This window comes from Kocuria sp. TGY1127_2 (assembly GCF_013394385.1).
GTDB lineage: Bacteria > Actinomycetota > Actinomycetes > Actinomycetales > Micrococcaceae > Rothia.
Genome location: NZ_AP022834.1, coordinates 2,635,444 through 2,657,918 on the forward strand (window position 1 = coordinate 2,635,444; position 22,475 = coordinate 2,657,918).

Sequence of the window (22,475 nt, forward strand, 5' to 3'; positions counted from 1 at the left end):
GGCCCGAGGCTGACTCGCGAGGGTCTGCTTCGGGTCATCCGCGGGCGGTCATCGCCGCCTGCCTAGTATAGATGCATGGCAGAGACACAGAACCCCTTGGAATCGACCGGCCGGACCCTCGGATGGGGGATCGTTGCAACGGGCTCGATTGCCCGGAAAGTCACCCCCGACATCGGGGCCCTCGCCGATGCCCGCCTCGTCGGAGTTTCTTCCCGAACTCAGGCGAGCGCGGATGACTTCGCCCAGGAATTCGGTGTCGACAGGGCCTACGGGGACGACGCCGAGCACACCGGATACGAAAAATTGCTGGCCGACCCCGAGGTGGAGGTTCTCTACATTGGGACGCCGCACGGACAGCACTACGAGAATATGCTGGCGGCGCTCGAAGCGGGCAAGAACATCGTGTGCGAGAAGTCCTTCACCATGAATGCCCGCCAGGCCCGAGAGGTCCTGGGCCTGGCCGGGGAGAAGGGTTTATTCGTCATGGAGGGGCTGTGGACCCGTTTCCATCCGCTCAGGGCACGTGTGGCAGAGATCCTCGAGTCCGGCGAAATCGGCGTGGCCAGATGGGTGCAGGCCGACCTGGGCTTTCGCGGCCCCACCGAAATCACGCACCGCTTGTGGCGTGAGGACGCCGGCGGAGGCGGACTCCTCGACATGGGCTGTTATGTTTTGCACTGGCCGTGGCTGGCCCTCGGAAAACCAACCGGATTCACCGCACAGACCATCAAACGCGGAAATGTTGATGCCCTGACCCAGATCACGGGCACATTCGAGAAGGCTGCGGCCCAGATGACCATATCCTTGGTCTCCCAGGGGCCTCGACAAGCAATTATTTCAGGCCACGAGGGCTTCATTACCATCGGTTCGCCCATGCATCAGGCGAGGTCCTTCACCGTCACGAATTCCCAGGGGCAAATCCGCGAGGAGTCCTGGCCTCTCGTCGGAAGAGGGTATTGCTACGAGATGCGCGAGGCCACACGGCGCATCCAGGAAGGCTCTCTCGAGTCGCCCATCATGCCGTGGGAGGACACCATCGCACAGATGGAAATGATCGACGAGATCCGCGGGCAAATCGGCGTCGTCTACCCTGACCACGACGAGGCCTGACTACCCAGCCCACCGGGCGGGGACGGCACATGTCTGCGTGCCCGCCAGTTGCCTGGTCACACGGAAGCGGCGCGGGAGCGCGGCTCATTCGGTCGAATAGTCGACGGTTGAGTCCAGCGGCCCCGCGCCGTTTTTGTGCGGCTACCTGTTCTCGAATTCGGCGTCGCGGCGCTCCGAGAAAGCAGACATGCCTTCCTTCTGGTCCTCGGTCGCGAAGAGCGAGTGGAATACTCGACGTTCGAAGGTCAGCCCCTGGGCCAAGGGGGTTTCGAAGGCCATTCCGACCGACTCCTTGGCGATCATCGCGACGGGTCGGGACTTCTTCGCAATCGTGTCCGCGATCTGGAGTGCCGTGTCCACGACGTGGTCGTCCGCGACGACGCGGGAAACCAATCCCGCGCGTTCGGCCTCTTCCGCGCCCATGTTCCGGGCCGTCAGAATCATGTCCATGGCTTTGGCCTTGCCGACGGCGTGGGTCAATCGTTGGGAACCGCCCATTCCGGGAATCACCCCGAGGTTGATTTCCGGCTGGCCGAATTTGGCGCCCTCACCGGCAATGATGATGTCGCACATCATCGCCAGCTCGCAGCCGCCGCCCAGCGCATATCCATTGACCGCAGCAACGATAGGCAATCGAACCTGCGTAAGCCGTTGCCACTGGGCAAACCAGTCGCTCGCGTACATCTCCATGTAGCTTTTGGATGACATTTCCTTGATGTCAGCACCCGCGGCAAAGGCCTTTTCCGATCCGGTCAGAACGATCACGGAAATATCCTCGTCGCGCTCCCAGGCCTGTGCGGCGTCGACGACGGCTACCATGGTCTCGTAGTTCAATGCGTTGAGAGCCTTGGGACGGTTGAGCCGGATGATGCCGACACCGCCTCGGGTCTCAGTCCGGATGACGGCCGTCTCTTGCGACGATCCCTTTTCGTCTGCCGTCGTAGTCTTTTCGCTCATGCTTGATTCTCCCTCATCGTTTGGATGATCGCGGAAAAGTCGAGATCTCCGTGGCCGCTGTCCAGGAACTCAGAATAGGCTTTGTGCGCTGCCCTGCCGAAGGATGCGTCGGTCTGCGTGGATTCCAGGGCCGCGAGGGCGAGCCCGAGGTCCTTGGCCATCAGAGCGGTCGCGAATCCGGGTTTGTAGCCGTTGCTGGCCGGGTTCTCCGGGACGGGTCCGGGGACCGGACAGTTGGTCGTGACCGACCAGCACTGGGCGGCTGAGGTGGACATGACGTCGAAGAGCGCCTGGTCTGTCAGGCCCAACTTCTCGCCCAGGGTAAAGGCTTCGCACGCGCCGATGGTCGTGATCGCGAGCAACATATTATTGCAGCACTTCGCGGCCTGGCCTGCCCCGTTGTTCCCACAGTGCACGACTTTCCGTCCCATCGCGTCGAACAGCGGGTGGGCGGCGTCGAAATTTTCCTGCGGACCGCCGACCATGAAGGTCAAGGTGCCTGCCTCGGCTCCGGCGGTTCCACCGGAAACGGGCGCATCCACGGCTCGATGTCCGGCTTGGTGGACCAATTCCGCCGCTTCGCGTGCTTCGTCCACGCTGATGGTCGAGCAGTCGATGAAGAGGGTGTTCTGTGGGGCCGCGGCCAGGAGACCGTCGTTATTCTGTCCTTGATAAGCGGCAATAACGTGCTTGCCGGCCGGAAACATCGTGATGACGACCTCTGCGTCCGCCACGGCCTCCTCGCCGGAAGAAGCGATGTTGAGTCCGTCTTTCTCGGAGGCCTGGCGTGCGGGCTCGGCGAGGTCGAAGGCCACGACGTCGTGGTCAGCCTCCTTGAGGTTCCGCGCCATATGGCCGCCCATGTTGCCTAGGCCCAGGAATGCAATCTTCATGCCAATTCTCCTTACTCGGGCAATTGCAGATCTTCGTACCCGGGGACCGGGTCGAAGAATCCGAGAACTATTTCCCGGCTCACTTCTTCGAGTGTCTGCGGTTGCCACTGGGGGTTGCGATCTTTGTCGATCACCTGCGCGCGGATGCCCTCGGCCATATCGTGGGCCAACAGCGCGTTTCCGCTGGTGCGGAAGTCTTGAACCAAGGTTTCCGCAAGGCTCTGGTCCTTCGCCCGGTGCAATCCTTCGAGGGCGGTTTTCATGCCCGTAGGGCTGTTGCGGCGCAGAGCCTTGAGTGCCTTGTTTGCCAGCTCGTTGTCCGGTTCCTTCTCGACACGCGCCTCGAGGTTCTGAAGGATTTCCTCGACGCAGTCCGCCGCGTAGTCCTCGTCGATCCACGAGGCGGCTTCCTCGAGTTCGGAACGGGGAGGTTCGACCACGAAGTCCTGGATCGTGGTGGCGACGGCGCCAGGATTCTCTACACTCTCGAGGCTCCGGAGCAAGTCTTCGACCGCCGCATCCGGAACGTAGAAATCGGCGAGTCCCGCGTGGATGGCGTCCCCTCCGTCGACATGCAACCCGGTCAATGCCATGTGTCGACCAGCCTGTCCTGGCGCCTTGGAGAGGTAGTTGAGACCTCCGACGTCAGGGGAGAAACCGATTCCAGTCTCCGGCATACCTGTCCGCGTGGACTCGGTGACGACCCGGTGCGAGCCCGGCACGGACAGCCCGATGCCGCCTCCCAGAACCAGACCGTTCATGATGGCGACATACGGCTTGGGATAACGCGAAATACGGTAATCGAAGTCGTACTCGTGGCGGAAGAAGTCGGTTCCCTGGCTCCGGTCTCCGCCCGTGGCGGCCTTGTACAGAGCGACGACGTCCCCGCCCGAGCAGAGGCCTCGTTCACCTGACCCGACGACGGCGACCGACTTGACGTTGGCGTCGTATTCGAAGTCGTCCAACGCTTTGTTGATCAGCTGGATCATCTCAACGTTCAATGCATTGACCGCGCGCGGGCGGTTGAGGGTGATGACCCCGAGGTGCCCCCGGACCTCGGTCAGAACGCTGGGCTCCTGCTGCTTATCCGCCATGGATGTTCCTCCTGTTATGGGTGTCAACGGGATGTGCGACGTCGGTCAGTTGCCGGTCGGCATGACAAAGCTGGCGCCTTCCTTGATGCCGGAGGGCCAGCGCTGGGTGACCGTCTTGGTCTTGGTGTAGAAGCGGAAAGCATCGGGGCCGTGCTGATTCAGATCACCGAAACCGGAGGCTTTCCACCCACCGAAGGTGTAGTACGCGATCGGAACGGGAATCGGGACATTGACGCCGATCATCCCGACCTCGACCCGACGGGAGAATTCGCGGGCCGTATCGCCGTCGCGAGTGAAGATCGCTACTCCGTTGCCGTATTCGTGCTTGGTCGGAAGCTCCAAGGCTTCCTCGAAATCCGCGGCCCGAAGAACCGAAAGGACCGGCCCGAAGACCTCTTCCCGATAGATGTTCATATCCGCAGTTACGCGGTCGAAGATTGTGGGGCCGACGAAGAATCCGCCGTCATGCCCTTGAACGTGTGCATTGCGTCCGTCGAGGATCAAGTTGGCGCCTTGTTCGACGCCCTCAGCGATCGCGTTCTCGACTCGCTCCTTCGCTGCAGCGGAGACCAGGGGCCCGAAGTCCGATGATTCCTCGAGGGAGGGGCCGACCCTGAGGTCGGCCGCACGTTCCTTGAGCTTCTCGATCAGTGCATCTGCGGTTTCCTCCCCCACGGGGACGGCAACGGAAACCGCCATGCACCGCTCACCGGCCGAACCGAAAGCGGCACCGATCAAGGCGTCGGCGACCTGGTCCAGGTCCGCGTCCGGCATGATAATCATGTGGTTCTTGGCGCCTCCGAAGCACTGGGCGCGCTTTCCTGCTCGGGCGGCGTGTTCATAGATGCTTTGAGCGATGGGAGTCGAGCCCACGAACCCGACCGCTTTGATATCCGGGTGGTCGAGCAAGGCGTCCACTGATTCCTTGTCGCCGTTGACGACGTTGAAGATTCCGTCCGGGAGGCCTGCTTCCTTCCACAACCGCGCGAGAATCAGGGGAACGGATGGGTCGCGTTCGGACGGTTTGAGGATGAAAGCGTTTCCGGCCGCGATCGCCGGGCCACATTTCCACAAGGGGATCATCGCGGGGAAGTTGAAGGGGGTGATCCCGGCGACGACGCCGAGCGGCTGCCGCATCGAGTACACGTCGATTCCGGTTCCCACCGAATCGCTGAATTCGCCCTTGAGCAAGTGCGGCGCGCCCATCGCGAATTCGACGACGTCGAGTCCGCGCTGCAAGTCTCCGTGGGAATCCGGAACGGTCTTGCCGTGCTCTCGCGAGAGCGCCTCAGCGATCTCGTCGGCATGTTCGTTCGCGAGGTTGACGAACTTCCCCAGGACGCGAGCCCGACGCTGCGGGTTGGTTGCCGCCCAGCCCCGTTGTGCTTCCTTGGCGTTCCGGACGGCGGCGTCGACCTCATCCGTCGATGCCAGCGGAACCTTGGCCGTGACTTGCCCCGTGCTGGGGTCGAAGACGTCCCCGAACCGTCCGGACTTTCCCGAAACGTCTTGACCGCCGATGTAGTGCGTTAGTTCCTTGACCCGCTCCTGCGCCATTACCGAGGGCTCCTTCCCGCAGGGACTGACCCCGCGTTCGGTTTGTGTTCTGAGTCACAGGCTATCGACCCGGCTCAGCTATTGCCAACGGGTCTGCGGCGCAGCTCGTAACATCGGCGTTGCTAAGCATTTCGATGCTTCTTCGACTCGGCCGCAGCTTTCTTGCCCTTCTCGGCAATCTCGGCCCAATCGGAGTCGTCGAGCTCCGTGAGCGCGGAGAAGGTCGACGGTCCGGCGAGCATCTGACCCCCGTCCATCGTGATGGTTTGGCCGGTGATGTAGTCGCATGCGCCTGACAACAGGAAGATGCCGAGGTTACCCATTTCTTCGACCGTGCCGGCTCGACGGGCGGGCACGGACTCCAGATCGGTCATCGCACCTTGCCCGTCCTTGTTGGAGCTCAGAACGACCGAGGTGAATTCTGTTGGGATGGGGCCGGGCGCAATGGCGTTGAGTCGGATACCGTACTTGGCCCACTCGACGGCCAGGGACATGGTCATCGCGTGGACGGCTGACTTCGCCATGGCCGAGGGCACCACGTATGCGGACCCCGTATAGACCCAGCTGACCAAAGTGGACAGGATATTGCCGGGAAGGTCCTGCTCGATCCACCGGCGTCCGACGGAGTGAGTCACGTTGTATGAGCCCTTCATGACCGTGTCGGTGATGGCTTGAAAACCGCGGGGGCTCAGGTCCTTGGTCTGCGCAATGAAGTTGCCTGCGGCATTGTTCATGGCACCGGTCAGCGGACCGTGCTGCTCCCAGATATAGCCGACGGCGGCGTCGACGGCTTCCGAATCACGCACATCGACGACTTGGTAATGCGCCGCACCCCCCGCAGCCCGGGCGGACTCCTCGATCTCGTGCGCGGTCTCGCGGAGGACGTTCTCCCGACGACCCCAGATGTGGACCGTGGCGCCATGTTCGGCGAAGTGGCGGGCCACGCCTTTGCCCAGACCGCTTCCGCCGCCCGTGACGAGAATGCTCTGTCCGGACAGGACGTCTGGGCGAAAAGGAGATTGCGGCGCTCCAGGGGAGGGATTGGTGCTACTGGGCTGTTCGGACATCGTATTGCCTTCCACAAGGGTCGAAGAGCCGGATATCGAATCCTTCCGGCCAAAAATTGTGCTCGTCATCACGCTAGCTTGGCTCAGCCCGCGCCCCAAACCCCGCCGCGGGGTGCTTCTATGGTTTTCGTCAGGCTTTCACGACGAGTTTCCTCGGATGTTTTCGGTTCATGCCGGCGCCCTTCCGTGGCCGAGGGCCGAGGTGGCGGATTTGCGCTCGCCTGGGGCAGAGTGGGGCCTCCGGGGCGCAGGTGCGCCACCTCGCGGGGTGCCGTCGACGTCGTGCGGACTCGGAGCGCCGTTGGGCAGGGATTACCGTCAACGCCGCGCCCCTTGCCGGGTGCGGCTGGGAGGGGTACCTGATTGAGAGGCGTTTCCCCGCGTCAGGGGGTAACCACCGCCTAACGCGGGGCTCTCCAAGCTTCCGACGCCAACCCGGTAGCCTGGTGAGCATGAGAATTGCGACCTGGAATGTGAACTCCATCCGTGCCCGCGCCGACCGAGTCGAGGCATGGTTGGACCGCTCCGACGCCGATGTCCTGGCAATTCAAGAGACGAAGGCCAAGGACGAGAACTTTCCTTTCAGCGTATTCGAGCGCCTGGGTTACGACGTCGCCCACTTCGGCCTGAACCAGTGGAACGGTGTCGCGATCGCCTCCCGCGTGGGCCTCGACGACGTCGAACGCACCTTCCCCGGTCAACCGGTATTCGGCAAACCTGGCAAGGAAGAGATCCAGGAGGCTCGAGCGATCGGGGCCACCTGTGGTGGCGTTCGCGTCTGGAGCCTCTACGTCCCCAACGGCCGCGGAATTGACGACCCGCACATGGCTTACAAGCTGGATTGGCTTAGGGTCCTCCGCGAGGACACCCAGAAGTGGCTCACGGATGATCCGGAGGCTCAGCTGGCCCTGGTGGGAGATTGGAACGTCGCACCCCAGGACGACGACGTCTGGGATATCGAGTTCTTCCGCAAGAACGGGATGACGCACGTGACCGAGCCCGAAAGGTCGGCATTCCACTCTTTTCTGGACGACGCCGGGCTGGTTGACGTCGCCCGCCCTTATACGCAGGGGGAGAAAGACTACACCTATTGGGACTACACCTCGTTGCGTTTTCCGAAGAACGAGGGCATGCGCATCGACTTCCAGCTCTACTCCCCCGCCCTGGCTAACCGCGTGACGGGCGCAAGCTACGACCGTGAGGAGCGCAAAGGCAAAGGCGCCTCCGACCACCTGCCCGTGATCGTGGACGTGAAGTGAATCAACCGTGAGACCGGCCGGGGGCTGGCCGCGTTCCACGGTTAACGCAAAGGACCCCTTCACCGCGTGCGGCGAAGGGGTCCTGCGCGAGTTTCTTATCCTCAGCGCCCCAACTTACTGCCCAACGGGGTACTGAATACCGGCCATCGGGTCGTAACCGTCGGCGAGTTCACCGAGCCCGTTGGAGGCACAGTAGGACTTCACCAGCTGGTCGGTCGAGACGTCGTAAGGTTCGGAAGATGTCCAATCGATGGTGCACTGCCCGCCTGTGTTCCAGTAGCCCTCCAGCTGAGCAGCCGCGGCGGCATCGCCTGCACCGCTCGCTCCGGCCTGGTCGCCACCGGCAGCCGCGCCGTCACCGGCTTCTCCCGTGGAACCGGCGGCACCCTGGCCGCCATTGGCTCCGTCGGTGCCTTCACTACCACTGGCACCGTTGGCGCCCTCACCATTCTGACCGCCGTTGGTTCCATCGGCACCTTCCGCGCCATTGGCACCCTGACTGCCGTTGGCTCCATCGCCATTAGCGCCGGAGTTCCCGTTCGCACTGTCGCCGCCGTTGGCACCCGCGGCGCCGTTAGCGCCTTCACTAGATGACGCCTCGCCCGAGCCGCCCGACGACGAGGCCGAACTTGAGCTGCCTCCCGAACTTGACGAGGAAGCCGAGGCCGAACCCGATGCATCGGAACTACCATTATCGTCCTGGCCGCATCCGGCCAGAGCCAGAGCGAAGACTGCTGCAGTCAACGTCAGAACACGAGCTTTCATTGGACTCTCCTTATGTGTCTTGGCTAACACTTGAGTATAAACAAACAGAAGAACAATTGTCTCGCAATATTTTCATCGAATTTTGCGAATTATGAAGACCTCGCGCTTACTCGACAGTTTTTACAATCTCAGGCGGTCAATAATGGTTAGAAGGGCTATCTGTCAATAGAATTTCCCTTGAGGTTTCAGCGCACAAGTTTGGTCCCACACCCTCACCGGAAGAACTAGCGTTACCCCTGAGGGGCAACGGTTACGAACTTGCCTTGACTCGCATCGCTCCTTTCGAATCAGTCGGGACACCCTGGTTTATTGGGTTCTCGGCGGTAGGGTGCTGGTATGTCTGAAGCCTCGGAGAGCCCCATATCGCGCTACAGCCACGGACACCATCGAAGCGTGATGAATTCCCATTCGACGCGCACGGCAGAAAACAGCTGTGCATACTTTCTGGGTCGAGTAGCCGAGGGAGACAAGATCCTGGACATCGGGTGCGGGCCCGGTACGATCACGCTGGGACTCGCTAAACGCGCGGGAGCCTCAGGAGCAGTGGTCGGCGTGGACTTTTCTCCAGACGCCATCGCGCTGGCAAAGAGCAACGCGAATTCGGCTGGTCAGGAAAACGTCCGTTTCGTGGAGGGAGATCTCTACGCGCTCGACGTGGAGCCGGCGAGCTTCGACATCGTGCACGCTCATCAAGTGCTCCAGCATCTTTCAGACCCGGTGGAAGCTTTACGCGGCATGGCTCGTTACTGCAAACCAGGAGGGCTCATTGCAGTCCGGGACGCTGACTACCACGCCATGACCTGGCATCCCAGATTCCCGGGAATGGACCGCTGGCTGTCCGTCTACACCGCGGATGCCCGCTCGCGCAGCGCGGAGCCGGACGCTGGGCGGAATCTCCGTGCGTGGGCGAATGCTGCCGGGCTGGCGCCGGTTGCGGTGACCTCGTCGACGTGGACGTACGGAACTGCGGAATCCGCAGCATGGTGGGGCACCAGCCAAGCAGACCGTGTTCGCAACTCACGGTTTGCCGCCCATGCAGCCGAAAAAGGATTGACCCCTCAGGACATCGAAGGTATTGCCCAGGATTGGGAGAGCTGGGGCAACCACCCGGATGCTTGGTTCTGCATGGTCCACGGCGAAGTTCTCGCCACGGTCGAGTGATCTCCAGGGCCCACTTGGACCCTAGTTAATTCTTTCGGCCATGGTTCGTTGTTCTGTCACTTGCCGCTGTAGACGGGGAACACGGCGTTCTCCCCGTAGTCCTTCTCGTCCAAGGTGCGCAACGCGTCCATGTCCTCCTCGCTGATTGCGAAGTCGACCTGCGCGTTGGAGCGCATATGGTCGGGGTTCGCGGTCTTGGGCAACGATACGGTGCCGAGCTGAAGCGTGTAGCGGATGCACAGCTGAGGAACCGACACCCCGTATTTCTCCGCGATCGCGGCGACTTCCTTGTTCTTCAGAATCTCGCCGTGCGCGATGGGTGAGTACGCTTCAACGAAGATGGCCTTGCTTTCGCAGTAGGCGATGAGCTCGGAGGGGGTGTTACCGGTGTGGACGAGGATCTGGTTCACGTGCGGTGCAACCGTGCCGTTGTCGAGGATGTTGTCGAGGTCTTCCTGCAGGAAGTTTGACACCCCGATGGAGCGGATCTTGCCCGCCTGGTGTGCCTCCTCCAGGGCTCTCCATGCCTGTCGGTTGCCCTCTGCGTAGTCACCACCTCGGAAGTCGTCCCACGGCTGCGGAGCGTGGATCAGCATGAGATCGATGTACCCGATGTCGAGCTTCCCCAGCGACTCGTCGATCGCGGCGACCGCCTCGTCGTAATCCTTGATCTCCGCGGCCAGCTTTGTGGACACAAACAGGTCCTCTCGGCTCACTCCGCAGTTGCGTACGCCGTCGCCGACCCCTTGTTCATTGCCGTAAGCCTGGGCGGTGTCGATGTTGCGGTACCCGATCCCGACGGCATCGCGCACGGCCTGTGCCGCCTGATCGTCGTTGATGAACCATGTGCCCAGACCCAGCTTCGGGATCTCGACGCCGTTGGACAGAGTATAGGTTTCATTCAGGATGCTCATGCTTTACTTCCTTGTCTTCGGCAGTTCGTCGTACATCTGGTCGTTGACCGGTTCGAGCCATTCATTACTGACATTCTCGCCCGGGGTGATGAAAGCGACGTGGGAAAACCACGAGTCGGCCTTCGCCCCGTGCCAGTGCTTCGTACCGGCCGGGACACGAATTGCCTTTCCCGGCTCCAAGCTGACAGGATCCTCACCCTCGGCCTGGTACCAGCCGCTGCCGGCGGTGCAGAGCAGGATCTGGTCACCCCCGCCTGCGGTGCCATGGTGGATGTGCCAGTTATTACGGCAGCCCGGCTCGAAAGAGACGTTGTTGACGGGAACGCTCCCGCCGGTCAGCGGGGCGAGGTAACTCTGCCCGATGAAGTACTGCGCGAGGGCATCGTTCTTCTCACCGAGCGGGAAGATCTGGTCGAATTCGTTGTTGTTCATGCTGATTCCTTCGTTTCGTGGTTGATGATGCGGAGGGGCCAGATTCTGTCGCCTTCCGTGACCTCGTCGGACCGCAGGTCGAAACCGTGTGAGCTTCAGCCCGATCCGGTGGTGCGGCCTTCCTCTTGCTCCGTCGTCTCGCCGGCGGCCCCGGAGGCCAAGAAGCGCAGGGCCTCGTGAGTGGCGCTCTCCGGCGGGGCCGTCCAGACGACGAGCTGCTGCTCGGCGTCGTGCGCTTCGACGAGGGTGTCCCAGTCGAGCACCAGTTCGCCGACCGTCGCATGGTTGAGCGTCTTGGTGCCGATGGTGAGGCTCTTGACCGTGCGACCGGCCCACCACTGACTGAACTGGGAATCCTGCACGGAGAGCTCTCCGACCAGTGAGCTCAATCGCGGGTCGTCGGGGTATTTCGCGGCCTCCATGCGCAGCTGCGCGACCGCCGTCTGGGCGACGCTTTCCCAATCGGCGTAGAGAGCACGCATCACCGGGTCTGTGAACAAGATGCGTACGTAGTTGCGGTGCTTCTGCGGGATCTTCCCGAAGTCGACCATCATCGCGGCCGCCAGGTCGTTCCACGCGAGAATGTCCATGCGTCTACCCATCACGATCGCCGGCGTCGCCATCAGATCACCGAGCAGACGCCGTAGCTGTGGTTGGACCTTCTGCACGGTCCTGCGCGGAGCCCGGTTGGAGGGCTTCCCCGCGAGACTGACCAGGTACCGCCGCTGGTCGTCGTCCATCTGCAGAACCTCAGCGAGGGTGTTCAGCACGGGAGCGGAGACCTTGATGCGGCCCTGCTCGATGCGCGTGTAATAGTCGGGGCTGATCGAAGCTAGCTGCGCCACTTCCTCACGACGTAGGCCGACCACACGCCGAGTACCGGAGCCCTCCGGGAGCCCGGCGTCGCGGGGCGTGAGCTCACCGCGTCTCGTCTTGAGGAACGTGCCGAGCTCGTTCATCTTCGTATCACCAGCCATGCCCACATCCTTCCACCGTCCCTGCCTGAGGTGGGAGGGAGGAAAACATCCCTGGATGATTTCTTCCGTTGTCGAAGCGGGGTGATCGGCGGGATGCTGGGCGCAACGGCCGTGATTCGGGATCAGGTTCACGGCCATGCCGACATCGAAGGAGAAACGCAGGGATGACTGACATGATGCGAGCACTGATCAGCGGTCGCGGTCCGCAGTGGACGGTCGACGACGTGCCCGTCCCGCAGCCGCGACGGGGTCAGGTCCTCATCCGCAACTATGCTTCGGCAACGAACAGTGCCGATCTGCCCATGTTGGACGAGGCCGATCCCTGCAATGGAGGCAGCGGAGAAGAGTCCATTGCGGGATTCGAGTATGCCGGAGAGATCGCCGCCGTCGGGGAAGACGGCGGCAGTTGGCAGGTCGGCGACCCGGTGATGGGCACCTTCCCGTCAGCGTTTGCCGAATACATCGTGGCCGACCACCGGTTCGTGCTGTCACGGCCCGAAACTCTCGACCCGGACGTGGCGTGCACACTTCCGACTGCTCTACTGACCGAGTATGGGGCGCTCACCGTCGCAGGCTTCGAGCCAGGACAGAGCGTCTTGAGCACGGGGGCGTCGACCGGGATCGGCATGATCGGGGTGCAGATCGCCAAGGCGCTCGGTGCGTCACAGGTCATCGCGACCACCCGCAGTGCCGATAAACGGGAGCTACTCGCAGCCCTCGGCGCGGACACCGTGATCGTCACCGGGGAGGAAGACCTCACCCAGGCTGTGCTCACCGCCACCGGTGACAAGGGCGCTGAGGTGGTCCTCGACCACGTGGCCGGCGACACGTTCGCCCAATGCCTGCCCGCCACGGCCATAGACGGTCACGTGGTGAACATCGGACGGCTGGCCGGTCCTGCCTCCACGATTAATATCGACTCCTTGTCCTACCGGCACCTGACCGTCAGCGGCGTCTCTTTCGGGTTCTCCCGGGACTGGGAAACTGTTCCGATTCTGGAGGGTCTGCGCGCAAAGGTGCTGCCGGCCGTCGGACGCGGCGAGATCCGCCCCGTCATCGACTCCGCCTTCGACATCGCGGACATCCAACAGGCCACCGAGCGGCTGCGCTCCGGCAAGGCGATCGGGAAGGTCGTCTTGTCCTTTGCCTAAGAGTCCACGTTCTGGGCGGGATCGCCCTGGCCGGTTGCGCGGAAAGCCACCGTTCAGCCTGAACTGTTCGTTGTCGCTGTCGGGGACAACAGTCGAGTGATCGGCACCGTCATGGCCGGTTACGACGGCCATCGCGGTTGGGTGAACTATCTTGCCTCCGCTCCCGAGGCTCGCGGGCGAGGCATAGGCCGTGCACTTATGGCACATGTCGAGGCGGCTCTGCTGGAGCTTGGTTGCCCTAAGGTGAACTTGCAGACACGAGCTTCGAACCCCGAAGTCGTCGGTTTCTACGAACACCTCGGGTACCGGGTAGATGACACCGTGGACCTGGGCAAACGACTGATCAGCGACTGAGCGTCTGATGCGTAGGAATGTGCACGGGTTGCAATTGATTCGGTTGACGCTCTTCTGTCCGAAGCACGAGCTTTAGCCGCCGCCTGTGGGTCCGGCAGGTATGAATATGAATTGCTGGAATTGCCCGGTCTCGGGTTGATGAGTATCCCGGAGATCGCTGCCCAGGTTCTCGTGCGGGCGACCCGGTTTTTGGGTTTCTGATCACGGGCCAGGGACCTGAATACGCGCACTCAGTCCATACTGTGTGCATGACTAAGTCCACTTTCCCCGACAAACCCACTCTGCACGGTGATTTGGTGACCCTGCGTCCTATTCGAGGTGAAGACGCAGAAACTATGGATGTGATCCTCCACTCGGATCAGGAGAGCGCACAACTGACCGGGTCGGTGCACTCAAGCCATGAACCACCTACGGGTATACCGATTCAACGTTTGCGTGAGATCTATCAGGCCTGGGCGGTTGCCGATGACCGGCTGGTGCTGGCTGTTGTCGATCATTCGACCGGAGCCATGGTCGGGGAGATTGTTCTCAATGAGTGGGACCAGCAGAACCACTCATGCAATTTCAGAACATTGATCGGTGCTTCTGGATGCGGACGGGGGCTTGGCACCGAAGCCACACGCTTGATGGTTCGCCACGGTCTCACGACATTGGGTCTACACCGCATCAGCCTGGAAGTGTACGACTTCAATCCGCGCGCACGTCGGGTTTACGGGAAGGCCGGGTCTATTTATGAGGGGACCGGTCGGGATGCGCTTCGGTTTGATGATGCGTGGGTCGATGTCCATTACATGGCCGTGATCGCCCCGAATTAGGGGGATGAGTTTGCGGGCCTGGCCATGGAGCCATGGGGTTAGAAGCGCTGGTTCCGTAAAGTTGGCGAGATCAGCCCAAGGACACCGCTGAAACAGAGCAGTGCCCCGGCTGCTATGAACACTGCTGCCGGTGAGAAGGAGCTGGCGATCAGCCCGGAGAAGAAATACGAAGCAGGAGCAGCGCCCAGGGTGGCCAGGTTCAAGGCAGCCATAACTCGTCCGGCGTGGGAAGGGTCGGTCCGCGTCAGGAACAGTGCGACTAGCAGAGTCGCACTGATCCCGGCAAATATTCCAGCGATAGATGCACACAGGGCAGCCTGCGCATGGCTGGTCGAAAGCGCTATTGCTGCGACGGCTGGACCCATGGCCACGATTGCGGCCAACGCTAAGGCCCCAGCGTTTGAACCTGCTTTAAAGAGGGTCAGACCAAGCGCTGAAATGCAGGCGCCGCCGCCGAAGAACGCTAGGACCATCCCGGCTTCGCTGGCTTGCCAGTGAGATTCACGTGCTAACAGCGTCAGTCCGGTGGTGAATGGTCCGGTATAGGCGGATTCCGCGATGGTGATCAGGATAAGCATGGCCCTCAGGCCAGGGTCGCGCAGGGCGTATCGGATACCTTGCCAAGCCTCTTGGACGAGGCCGACTTCAGCAGAATCTTTATCATCAAGTTTCTCTTGTGGAAGTTCTCGGGTGAAATATAAAGCTGTGCACGACCCGCTGACTAATATGACGTTGGCCAATATTGCGGTGGCGAAGCCGAAGGTGCTCAGGAGGTAGCCACCCAAGGGCGGTCCTACCACGGTGGAAATTCGTTGAACTGCCGAACGGATGGTTTGCACGTCTCCGAGCTGTTCTTGGGTCACGATCCGGGTCGGAAGCGCTCCGACAGCGGGAAGAAAGAATGCATCGATAAGACCGAAAACTAGTGCGAGGATGATCAGCGCCGGTATGGATCCTGCTGAGGTGATAGCGAGGGTCCCGAAGGCGAGCATGGTCAACAAGCGAGCCGCATCTGAAACCAGTGCCACTGGTCGAGGTCCGAAACGATCAGATACCGCTCCACCGAATAGAAGGAACGCTGCCCGAGGGGCTGCTCCAATTCCGACGATCAACCCAGCCATCGCCGGGGCGGCCATTTGTGCCGCAGTCCAGGCCAAAGCCAGGTAGAAAACTTGATCCCCAACCAGCCCCAGACCGAACCCGGTCAACCACATGGCGATATTGAAAGGCCCAGAGCCATTCGGTTGATCCGGAGTCAACGGTGGAGGACCTTGGGGTCTCACGGCTGCCGATAGCCCTGCGCGAGGAAGAAGACTGCTGCTGCGTTGTCCGTTCCCTTGTTCAGGGCACTGATTTCAAGCCATCGTTGTTCCAAGGCCTGGATTTCTGTATTGAGCTGGTGGAGTTGCTGCGACGTCAGCCGGAAATGACGGTCGGTAGCGAACCCGGAGTTGACCCAATCGTCGGTGAGGGTGACGGTCTGATCGAGATATGTATCGAATTGCTGGCTGTAGTACTGGAAAACAAACCTATACATGTCCTTTTGCGCTGAGAGCTTTTCGGGGTCGCTCGAGAATTCAGCGTTGGTCCAGCTCGTCTTTTCGTTGCAGGCTCTCCACCACCTTTGGCGGGCATCCGTACCTGCTTCGGGTGCAGGTTCGATGAAGCCTTCCTCGGCCAGTTTGGCGAGGTGATAACTTAGCGTGCCCGGGGCTTCGTCGACGTGTTTGGCAAGATGGGCCGCTGTTTGCGGTCCCAGCTCCCGCAATAGGGCCAAGAGTCGAAGGCGGGTGGGATGGGCCAGCACGCGCATCTGACTGGTGCGTTGAAGATTCGGCGACTGCGACATGGCACAAGCATACTCCACAAGAGTTATTGCGCAACAAGTATTGTGCACAATTCCGTTCTCATGGTTGTTTCGCGAGCTGGGTCGCATCGTGTTCTATTATCAACCGGTTGGCTACTGCGGTTTTATGTGCAAAGTTGCCGGACGTTACTGAGGAGCAGTGGTGTGAGGGCGCTGGCCAACACCAGGGTCACTGCCATGCTGAGAGTAAGGACTGTGTCCTGGCCTGCGAGCAGGCCTGCCGCTGCGGTTCCGATCGGGATGGCGCCGTAGGATCCGAGCGCGTCGAAAGTCGAAATCCTGCCCAGTTGCTCAGGTGGGATTTTCGTTTGCAGCGCCGACATCCAACAGAGGGTGAAGACTCCAACACCGATCCCACCTATGGCGAACAAAGGTGTCAGGGCCAGCAAATACAGATCCAGAATCAAAGCGAAAGGGGTGGCTGCATTACTGGCCGCCCCGAGGAGCCCGATAACAAGCGGTCGGGAAATCTTCGCCCGGTAGAGCACGGCTCCTGCGACGAGCATACCGGTGCCCATTGCGCAGACGAGAACGCCCCACCCGAGTGTCCCGATCGCGGGGGTGCTTCTATGGTCTTCATCAAGCCGCTGTACCGGCACCTCGCGAGGCAGACCCACGGCCATCGCCTACGACACGGCCGCCGAACCCGCCCCTCCGGCTGAAGGTCGAGAATCGGTTGCAAGGAGGCCGAAGACGAGAGTGTCGGTCTATTCGTCCTTGATCCAAAAGTCTTCCCGCAGATGGTCCTCGTGGACCATTCCTACACGCCGAGCCAGTCTGACTGAGGCTGTATTTCTGGGATCGACCCGCGCTTCGAGCCGATGGAGTATGTAGTGCCCAAAAGCTGCATCCAGCATCTCTGTGACGGCTTCGGTTGCCAGTCCTTTTCCGCTGTAGTCCGGGTCGATGACCCACCCGATCTCGGCGGCACGGTATCGGCGGTCGGTCAACCACAGTGATATCGACCCGAAAGGCTCCCCCTGGTATTCGAGCACGAGACCGAGCGAACCTTCCCCGCCATCCAGGCCGGTGCGATTCATGCGTTGACGGTTCTTGCGCACAGCCTCCTCTGCCGAGAAGGGACCGTAGGGCAAGAATCGGCAAACTTCCGGACTCGAGTCAACCCGATGCATCCAGGCGGCGTCGGATTCCTGATGCAAGCGAAGTGTGAGTCTGCTGGTACGCAGGGGCAAGCGCAACGGTTCCATGCTTGCAGAGCATACCCAGCCCTACGGCAGGAGGTCCGGTTGCAGGTGGAGCCGGATCCACCGTGACTGGTCGGTTTCCGGAAACCGGCCCGTCGGATACGGAACAAACACTCTGCCTGCCAGTCGCAGACAGACTGATTATGGGTTCGCCTAGTCGAACCCGCGCGGCGATGGGAATCGTTCCCTGCGTGGGGCCGCTCGGACTTCCTCTGCACTCCCCTCCCCCAACACGAGACGCATCTTCCGTCCCGGATCGTGGGGCACTCACCGCCGCAATCACGGCAGTTTTTCGCTATCCAGTCAGCTTCGTCTTCGGCCCCGGGACTCTGAACAATGCCCTGACCTCTCAACACCTAGGGTCGTGCATTTAGCCATGCGGTACCCCTCGGAACATCTTCGGGCCTGGGACCAAGGACGTGGTTTGAAAAATGTTTCTGCATCGCGATATCCGATCCGCCATATCGAAAAACGATGGTAGCAGTGAACCGGATCACTCAATACGATGGGTCGAAACCACCGAAGCTTCCCTACGGGAGAAGAAGGTCGTCGTGAGATATCTCAATGTCTCAAGTGTCTGACCACATGGGGGCGAGGGGGAAATGTCTCGCAGGTGGTCGATGTCATTTACCCCTACATCAGCGTCGAAGGGATAGCGAAAAGTCGTCAGAAATAGTTCGTAAATCCTTGCATCAGGAGGCCGATCGAACGGGTCCTGTACGACGGTGTCTTCGACATAGCAATACCAACAATCGGAGCCAGGTGTCGCCCCACCTCTCAATGAGGCGAGAAGCATCGCGGAAAGGGGCCTTAGGATGAGTCAGACAAGAGAGCTCAGCGAGCTCGTCGACAAGAAAAGCTTGCGGAAAAGTGTCATTGCCGGGTCGATCGGCGTTCTGGTGCACTGGTTCGATTGGGCGGTATATGCCTATCTGGCCAGCACCATCGCGGTAATCTTCTTCCCTGGATCTGATAAGACTGCCGGGCTGCTGGCGACCTTCGGCGTATTTGCCGTCTCTTTCCTCGTCAGGCCCCTGGGAGCTGTAATTTTCGGCAGGCTCGGCGACCGCCTCGGCAGAAAACGGACGTTGTCACTGGTTATCCTGTTCATGGCCTTGGCCACCCTAGTACTTGGCGCCCTGCCCACTTATAGCCAAATCGGCGTGTGGGCACCAATCCTTCTGATGGCTACGCGCGTCGTCCAGGGCTTAGCTGCCGGTGGAGAATTCGGGAGCGCTGCTGCCTTCCTGGGCGAGTTCTCTCCGAAAAAGCACCGCGGGTTCGGCTGTAGCTGGCTGGAGGTTGGCAGTCTGTCAGGTTTTCTCCTCGCCTCCATCGTCGTCTTTGCGCTTAACCAGACGCTGAGCTCAGAGGAAGTCCTGAGTTGGGGATGGAGGATCCCGTTCCTCATCACTGTCCCGCTGGGCCTAATCGGGCTCTACCTCCGCACCAAGATTGAGGACACTCCTGAATTTGAAAAGATCCAGAACCTGGAATCGCTCTCCCAGGCTCCCATCAAGGAGATGTTTACCAGAAACCGTAAGGAATTTATTCAAACGTGCGGCATGGAAATTTTTATGAATGTCACCTTCTATGTCGTTCTTGTGTATTTGCTTACGTATCAAGAAGTCTACCTCGACTTCGATCCGTCCCGGGCGGCGTTGTTGTCCGCTCTCGCCTCGGCGCTAGGACTGATCGCCGTGCCAATATCCGGAATCGCCTCTGACCGATTCGGACGCAAGCCCGTCCTCATGACAGCGGCCATCAGCCTGACGGCGCTCTCGGTTCCCCTATTTGCTCTCATGAACCTGGGTGCCCCCTGGGCTGTTTTCGCGTCGACCTTCGGGTTGGCCCTGTTGTTGTCGATCATCCTTGGAACCCACGCCGTGACCATTGTAGAGCTGTTCCCGACGAGGACCCGCCAGACAGGCCTGTCGATCGCATACGCCGTCACTGCAGCCTTATTCGCTGGTACTGCTCCCTATGCCCTGACCTGGGTGATCGACACGACCGGCAGCGAACTGACCCCTGGGTACTTCCTGTTGGCCATCGGTGTCGTCGGCATCGTCACCGTCCTCTCCCTCCCCGAGACCCGAGGGGTGCCGCTATTGAAGCCAGCCGACCTCGGGGGCCGGATCGCTCCCTCCCTGACGGAGAGGACACCTGAACAGAACGGTCTGCTTTCCGACCTCGAGGCTCGCAATTGACCGTTTCAAAGCTAGTGTGTTCGCTTGAAATACAAAACACGCAGTAATTCATTTTCAATCAAGGCATAAAGAATGGTTGGAACATGCGGCTCATGACATTTATTGACCCAACGTGTGCCGAAACTCCCCTGAAAGAACCAGCAGTGCATCTTCTCAGAGCGATCTTGCGAGCGGATGGACCACGTACGGGCAGGCAGGGATCCTGAGATCCGCACAATGGTGCGTTTCCCCTTGCGAGAGAGAGCTCGTCGAATATTCTATTCCTTCACTCGGATGAATGGGCGTGAGACCCCACTATTCTTGAGAAGGGGCATCTTGGACCCCTAACGGATCCTTTTCCGGTCGAGTTGATCGGCCCGTTGTCCTTGGAATCTCATTATTCTGTCTCCACGAGAGTGGCGACGTAATCAAGGCCGGTCAGTGCAAGAGCGGTCGCCCCGTCATGAATCGCGCGATTTGCAGCTGCCCCGATGCAGTGCTGGGCAAATCCCGGTTGATGATTCGTATCCGGATAGCAGCCGAGACCGATATAAGGATGAATCGCGGGAACGGTTTGTGAAACGTTGCCCATATCCGTCGAGGCCCGACTCATCGTGGCTTGTTCAGCAGGTGCATCGAAACGACGACCAAGCGCTTGAGCATGGCCGACGTACAAATCCATTGCTGCCTCCTCTGTTCTGAATTCCGAGTACGGCTCGGACTCAGGAGTCATGGAGAGCCTGCAACCGGTGGCGACGGCGCCTCCTTCGAAGCATTGTTTCACTCGTTCTTCAATGGCCTTGAGCCTGTCAAGCGACCCGGCACGGACATACCAGCGCCCCTCTGTCTTCTCCGGGATGGCGTTCGGGGCTTCTCCCCCGCGGGTTTGGATCCCGTGAACTCGGGTTCCGGACGGCAGCTGCTGACGCATTAAAGCGATCGCCGTCTGCGCGAGGATGAACGCATCATTGGCATTGACACCTTGTTCCGGGTAGGCAGCGGCATGAGCAGACCGTCCCGTATATTCCACGTGGTGATGGGCCACGGCGTAGGGTCTGACATCGGCCGAGTCCACGGGTCCAGGGTGAGCCATCATGGCCAAGGACAGCCCGTTGAAAGCTCCGCGGTTAAGAAGCTCAATCTTGCCGCCGCCACCTTCTTCAGCAGGAGTGCCAAAGACCTCCACGGTCAAATCCATCTCGGCAGCGTGCTGGGCGAGGGCGATTCCGGCACCACACGAGATCGCAGCGATCAAATTATGCCCACACGCGTGACCGAGACCGGGAAGCGCATCGTATTCGACCATCAGCCCAATCCGGCGTCGTCCCTTACCAGCCACCGCTCGGAATGCTGTAGGGAATGACAGATATTCCCGTTCTACGTTGAAACCGTGGGATTCCAGAAGGTTCGCGCTCCAGGCTGCAGCCTGATACTCCTTCCACCCCAGTTCGGGATGGGCATGAAGTCGTTCCGAATAAGCAATAAGCTCCGGCAGGACGGCCTCGGTTTTGGACCTGACCGCCTCGCTCAACGCATCCTTCTTGGTACCAGTATTCATCTTCATAGCGTCTTTCGTCTCTCAGCGGTCATCGCCAGGTACGCCGTACCCGACCGATGCAGCCGGGTCCACGGCACGCGTCACATAGTCTTCACGCCGGGGGAGCCATGTCTTTAACAGGTCCTCCAGTGCTGTGATGGGGTCCTCGTGCCAATCCACTCGAAGGTCAGTGTCTCTCCATCCATGACCTGAGACCACGCTCAAGCCGGCGGAGTAAACGGGGCCTTCTTCACCGCCAGCGGCAATTCCTCCCTGCAAGGCCGCGAGGAGTCTTTGTTCAAGCTCACCGGTTGTTCCCTCGAACGCCTCGCACACCGCTTGCGGCACACTGGCATTGGCCAGCATGTTTCCGGCGGATACACAATGGTCACCGTGGGCCTCGGCATGCTTGCCGAGCGTTTCGTCTCCGTGGAAAACGGCCGAGGCGCCTTGCGCGTCGAGCACCACCAACTGGCGGTACTCTATGTCGTCGGTCTCGTCCACGAGCTCGTCGAGTGCTTGGTGTGCAGACGATCCTGACTCCAGACGGTCCAGCAGGATCGTGCCCAGGCGCGGATCAGTGATGTTCTGCGAGCTGACCGCCCCGACACCGTCGCGAAGGTGCGCACAACGGGCAGCGACCGCAGGGGACGAAGAAGTAACGGCCAGACCGTACCGGCCCTGCCCATCAGCTCCGATAATGCTAAATGTCATGCCGACTCCTTGCTCAAGACCGCAGTAGCGTCGATCTCCACGAGCCATTCGGGTCTGGCCAGAGCAGAGACCACTATGCCGGTCGAGACCGGGAAAACGCCTGTCAGCCAGCGTCCCATGGTCTGGTAGACCTCCTCTCGATAACGCGGGTCGACGATGTAGACCGTGACCTTGACGATGTCCTCGAGCTCGCCGCCGGCCTCCTCGAGAAACATCTTGATGTTGCTCATGGCCTGCTCAGTCTGAGCCCTGACGTCTCCGATGCCCACCGACTCCCGAGTGTCCACATCCTGTCCGATCTGCCCGCGCAGGTAGACGACACCGTTGGCCACCACAGCCTGGCACAGATCGTTGTCCAGGTTCTGTTCGGGATATGTGTCTTTGGTATTGAAAGGACGAATACGAGTGTGCTTCATGAGGAGTTCTCCTTTGGTTGAGGGGGTAAGACGGGATCGGCGTT

General features: G+C 60.7%; 22 protein-coding genes and 1 pseudogene. 7 read left to right on the forward strand and 16 right to left on the reverse strand.

Going from position 1 to position 22,475, the window contains the following annotated elements; genetic code table 11:
- Window positions 1-75: 75 nt before the first annotated feature.
- Window positions 76-1,110: a Gfo/Idh/MocA family protein gene (locus sake_RS11740; RefSeq protein ID WP_178946107.1), complete on the forward strand. Its 1,035-nt coding sequence runs from the start codon at window positions 76-78 to the stop codon at window positions 1,108-1,110.
- A gap of 141 nt (window positions 1,111-1,251) precedes the next feature.
- On the opposite strand, the gene sake_RS11745 is transcribed toward sake_RS11740, so the two are convergent.
- The 5 genes from sake_RS11745 to sake_RS11765 form a co-directional block, all read right to left on the reverse strand.
- Window positions 1,252-2,067 (reverse strand): enoyl-CoA hydratase, encoded by an 816-nt coding sequence (locus tag sake_RS11745; protein WP_178946108.1) that lies wholly within the window; start codon window positions 2,065-2,067, stop codon window positions 1,252-1,254.
- Window positions 2,064-2,960, reverse strand: coding sequence for a 3-hydroxyisobutyrate dehydrogenase (gene mmsB, locus sake_RS11750; protein WP_129360344.1), 897 nt, complete (start codon window positions 2,958-2,960; stop codon window positions 2,064-2,066). Before mmsB ends, sake_RS11745 begins: the two co-directional genes overlap by 4 nt.
- Window positions 2,961-2,971: 11 nt before the next feature.
- Complete coding sequence (locus sake_RS11755; protein ID WP_178946109.1) at window positions 2,972-4,054, reverse strand: enoyl-CoA hydratase/isomerase family protein; 1,083 nt, start codon at window positions 4,052-4,054, stop codon at window positions 2,972-2,974.
- 45 nt (window positions 4,055-4,099) lie between these two features.
- Window positions 4,100-5,611 (reverse strand): CoA-acylating methylmalonate-semialdehyde dehydrogenase, encoded by a 1,512-nt coding sequence (locus sake_RS11760; RefSeq protein ID WP_129360342.1) that lies wholly within the window; start codon window positions 5,609-5,611, stop codon window positions 4,100-4,102.
- A gap of 122 nt (window positions 5,612-5,733) precedes the next feature.
- Window positions 5,734-6,747 carry an SDR family oxidoreductase gene (locus sake_RS11765; protein ID WP_197964434.1) on the reverse strand — a complete coding sequence of 338 codons (1,014 nt, stop codon included), beginning with the start codon at window positions 6,745-6,747 and terminating at the stop codon, window positions 5,734-5,736.
- Between the two features lie 383 nt (window positions 6,748-7,130).
- On the opposite strand from sake_RS11765, the gene sake_RS11770 reads away from it, so the two are divergent.
- Window positions 7,131-7,937 carry an exodeoxyribonuclease III gene (locus sake_RS11770; protein ID WP_129360341.1) on the forward strand — a complete coding sequence of 269 codons (807 nt, stop codon included), beginning with the start codon at window positions 7,131-7,133 and terminating at the stop codon, window positions 7,935-7,937.
- Between the two features lie 114 nt (window positions 7,938-8,051).
- Here the strand turns inward: sake_RS11770 and sake_RS11775 are convergent, their stop codons facing one another.
- Window positions 8,052-8,702 carry a hypothetical protein gene (locus tag sake_RS11775; protein WP_178946110.1) on the reverse strand — a complete coding sequence of 217 codons (651 nt, stop codon included), beginning with the start codon at window positions 8,700-8,702 and terminating at the stop codon, window positions 8,052-8,054.
- A gap of 336 nt (window positions 8,703-9,038) precedes the next feature.
- Here sake_RS11775 and sake_RS11780 point away from each other — a divergent pair, with 336 nt between their 5' ends.
- Window positions 9,039-9,863 carry a class I SAM-dependent methyltransferase gene (locus sake_RS11780; protein ID WP_129360339.1) on the forward strand — a complete coding sequence of 275 codons (825 nt, stop codon included), beginning with the start codon at window positions 9,039-9,041 and terminating at the stop codon, window positions 9,861-9,863.
- Between the two features lie 56 nt (window positions 9,864-9,919).
- Here sake_RS11780 and sake_RS11785 read toward each other — a convergent pair whose 3' ends face one another.
- The 3 genes from sake_RS11785 to sake_RS11795 form a co-directional block, all read right to left on the reverse strand.
- The gene (locus tag sake_RS11785; protein ID WP_178946111.1) at window positions 9,920-10,777 is read right to left on the reverse strand and encodes an aldo/keto reductase; all 858 of its coding nucleotides are present in this window, start codon (window positions 10,775-10,777) and stop codon (window positions 9,920-9,922) included.
- A gap of 3 nt (window positions 10,778-10,780) precedes the next feature.
- Complete coding sequence (locus tag sake_RS11790; RefSeq protein WP_178946112.1) at window positions 10,781-11,209, reverse strand: cupin domain-containing protein; 429 nt, start codon at window positions 11,207-11,209, stop codon at window positions 10,781-10,783.
- Window positions 11,210-11,304: 95 nt separating this feature from the next.
- Window positions 11,305-12,186, reverse strand: a complete 882-nt coding sequence (locus sake_RS11795) for a helix-turn-helix domain-containing protein (protein WP_178946113.1) — start codon at window positions 12,184-12,186, stop codon at window positions 11,305-11,307.
- A 164-nt stretch (window positions 12,187-12,350) separates the two neighbouring features.
- Between sake_RS11795 and sake_RS11800 the strand changes: the two genes are divergently transcribed.
- From sake_RS11800 to sake_RS11810, 3 genes and pseudogenes are all read left to right on the forward strand, one after another.
- Entirely contained in the window at window positions 12,351-13,337 is a 987-nt protein-coding gene (locus sake_RS11800; RefSeq protein WP_178946114.1) for a zinc-binding dehydrogenase, read from the forward strand.
- Window positions 13,338-13,382: 45 nt separating this feature from the next.
- A pseudogene (locus sake_RS11805) lies at window positions 13,383-13,691 on the forward strand (GNAT family acetyltransferase); the annotation flags it as partial.
- Window positions 13,692-13,939: 248 nt separating this feature from the next.
- Entirely contained in the window at window positions 13,940-14,506 is a 567-nt protein-coding gene (locus sake_RS11810) for a GNAT family N-acetyltransferase (protein ID WP_178946115.1), read from the forward strand.
- A gap of 38 nt (window positions 14,507-14,544) precedes the next feature.
- Here sake_RS11810 and sake_RS11815 read toward each other — a convergent pair whose 3' ends face one another.
- The 4 genes from sake_RS11815 to sake_RS11830 all read right to left on the reverse strand — a co-directional run bounded on the left by sake_RS11815 (window position 14,545) and on the right by sake_RS11830 (window position 17,581).
- Window positions 14,545-15,720: an MFS transporter gene (locus tag sake_RS11815; protein ID WP_207718908.1), complete on the reverse strand. Its 1,176-nt coding sequence runs from the start codon at window positions 15,718-15,720 to the stop codon at window positions 14,545-14,547.
- A 65-nt stretch (window positions 15,721-15,785) separates the two neighbouring features.
- A complete protein-coding gene (locus sake_RS11820) occupies window positions 15,786-16,355 on the reverse strand; it encodes a helix-turn-helix domain-containing protein (RefSeq protein ID WP_178946117.1) in 570 nt (189 codons plus the stop codon).
- A 122-nt stretch (window positions 16,356-16,477) separates the two neighbouring features.
- Window positions 16,478-16,990 (reverse strand): hypothetical protein, encoded by a 513-nt coding sequence (locus sake_RS11825; protein ID WP_178946118.1) that lies wholly within the window; start codon window positions 16,988-16,990, stop codon window positions 16,478-16,480.
- Between the two features lie 90 nt (window positions 16,991-17,080).
- Window positions 17,081-17,581: a GNAT family N-acetyltransferase gene (locus tag sake_RS11830; protein ID WP_243155689.1), complete on the reverse strand. Its 501-nt coding sequence runs from the start codon at window positions 17,579-17,581 to the stop codon at window positions 17,081-17,083.
- Window positions 17,582-18,393: 812 nt separating this feature from the next.
- Between sake_RS11830 and sake_RS11835 the strand changes: the two genes are divergently transcribed.
- A complete protein-coding gene (locus sake_RS11835) occupies window positions 18,394-19,785 on the forward strand; it encodes an MFS transporter (protein ID WP_178946119.1) in 1,392 nt (463 codons plus the stop codon).
- A gap of 376 nt (window positions 19,786-20,161) precedes the next feature.
- Here sake_RS11835 and sake_RS11840 read toward each other — a convergent pair whose 3' ends face one another.
- Genes sake_RS11840 through sake_RS11850 form a run of 3 tightly spaced genes read right to left on the reverse strand, consistent with a single transcriptional unit; the run spans window position 20,162 to window position 22,431 of the window.
- Complete coding sequence (locus sake_RS11840) at window positions 20,162-21,322, reverse strand: M20 family metallopeptidase (protein WP_243155690.1); 1,161 nt, start codon at window positions 21,320-21,322, stop codon at window positions 20,162-20,164.
- 21 nt (window positions 21,323-21,343) lie between these two features.
- On the reverse strand, window positions 21,344-22,015 hold the full coding sequence (locus sake_RS11845) for a DUF1028 domain-containing protein (RefSeq protein ID WP_178946121.1): 672 nt from the start codon (window positions 22,013-22,015) through the stop codon (window positions 21,344-21,346).
- The gene (locus sake_RS11850; RefSeq protein WP_178946122.1) at window positions 22,012-22,431 is read right to left on the reverse strand and encodes a RidA family protein; all 420 of its coding nucleotides are present in this window, start codon (window positions 22,429-22,431) and stop codon (window positions 22,012-22,014) included. Before sake_RS11850 ends, sake_RS11845 begins: the two co-directional genes overlap by 4 nt.
- Window positions 22,432-22,475 lie beyond the last annotated feature (44 nt).

Excerpts from the sequence above, each read along its gene's own strand:
- sake_RS11740 (WP_178946107.1), top strand. The coding sequence starts at position 76 with ATGGCAGAGACACAGAACCCCTTGGAATCGACCGGCCGGACCCTCGGA.
- sake_RS11745 (WP_178946108.1), bottom strand. The coding sequence starts at position 2,067 with ATGAGCGAAAAGACTACGACGGCAGACGAAAAGGGATCGTCGCAAGAG.
- mmsB (WP_129360344.1), bottom strand. The coding sequence starts at position 2,960 with ATGAAGATTGCATTCCTGGGCCTAGGCAACATGGGCGGCCATATGGCG.
- sake_RS11755 (WP_178946109.1), bottom strand. The coding sequence starts at position 4,054 with ATGGCGGATAAGCAGCAGGAGCCCAGCGTTCTGACCGAGGTCCGGGGG.
- sake_RS11760 (WP_129360342.1), bottom strand. The coding sequence starts at position 5,611 with ATGGCGCAGGAGCGGGTCAAGGAACTAACGCACTACATCGGCGGTCAA.
- sake_RS11765 (WP_197964434.1), bottom strand. The coding sequence starts at position 6,747 with ATGACGAGCACAATTTTTGGCCGGAAGGATTCGATATCCGGCTCTTCG.
- sake_RS11770 (WP_129360341.1), top strand. The coding sequence starts at position 7,131 with ATGAGAATTGCGACCTGGAATGTGAACTCCATCCGTGCCCGCGCCGAC.
- sake_RS11775 (WP_178946110.1), bottom strand. The coding sequence starts at position 8,702 with ATGAAAGCTCGTGTTCTGACGTTGACTGCAGCAGTCTTCGCTCTGGCT.
- sake_RS11780 (WP_129360339.1), top strand. The coding sequence starts at position 9,039 with ATGTCTGAAGCCTCGGAGAGCCCCATATCGCGCTACAGCCACGGACAC.
- sake_RS11785 (WP_178946111.1), bottom strand. The coding sequence starts at position 10,777 with ATGAGCATCCTGAATGAAACCTATACTCTGTCCAACGGCGTCGAGATC.
- sake_RS11790 (WP_178946112.1), bottom strand. The coding sequence starts at position 11,209 with ATGAACAACAACGAATTCGACCAGATCTTCCCGCTCGGTGAGAAGAAC.
- sake_RS11795 (WP_178946113.1), bottom strand. The coding sequence starts at position 12,186 with ATGGCTGGTGATACGAAGATGAACGAGCTCGGCACGTTCCTCAAGACG.
- sake_RS11800 (WP_178946114.1), top strand. The coding sequence starts at position 12,351 with ATGACTGACATGATGCGAGCACTGATCAGCGGTCGCGGTCCGCAGTGG.
- sake_RS11810 (WP_178946115.1), top strand. The coding sequence starts at position 13,940 with ATGACTAAGTCCACTTTCCCCGACAAACCCACTCTGCACGGTGATTTG.
- sake_RS11815 (WP_207718908.1), bottom strand. The coding sequence starts at position 15,720 with ATGTGGTTGACCGGGTTCGGTCTGGGGCTGGTTGGGGATCAAGTTTTC.
- sake_RS11820 (WP_178946117.1), bottom strand. The coding sequence starts at position 16,355 with ATGTCGCAGTCGCCGAATCTTCAACGCACCAGTCAGATGCGCGTGCTG.
- sake_RS11830 (WP_243155689.1), bottom strand. The coding sequence starts at position 17,581 with ATGGAACCGTTGCGCTTGCCCCTGCGTACCAGCAGACTCACACTTCGC.
- sake_RS11835 (WP_178946119.1), top strand. The coding sequence starts at position 18,394 with ATGAGTCAGACAAGAGAGCTCAGCGAGCTCGTCGACAAGAAAAGCTTG.
- sake_RS11840 (WP_243155690.1), bottom strand. The coding sequence starts at position 21,322 with ATGAATACTGGTACCAAGAAGGATGCGTTGAGCGAGGCGGTCAGGTCC.
- sake_RS11845 (WP_178946121.1), bottom strand. The coding sequence starts at position 22,015 with ATGACATTTAGCATTATCGGAGCTGATGGGCAGGGCCGGTACGGTCTG.
- sake_RS11850 (WP_178946122.1), bottom strand. The coding sequence starts at position 22,431 with ATGAAGCACACTCGTATTCGTCCTTTCAATACCAAAGACACATATCCC.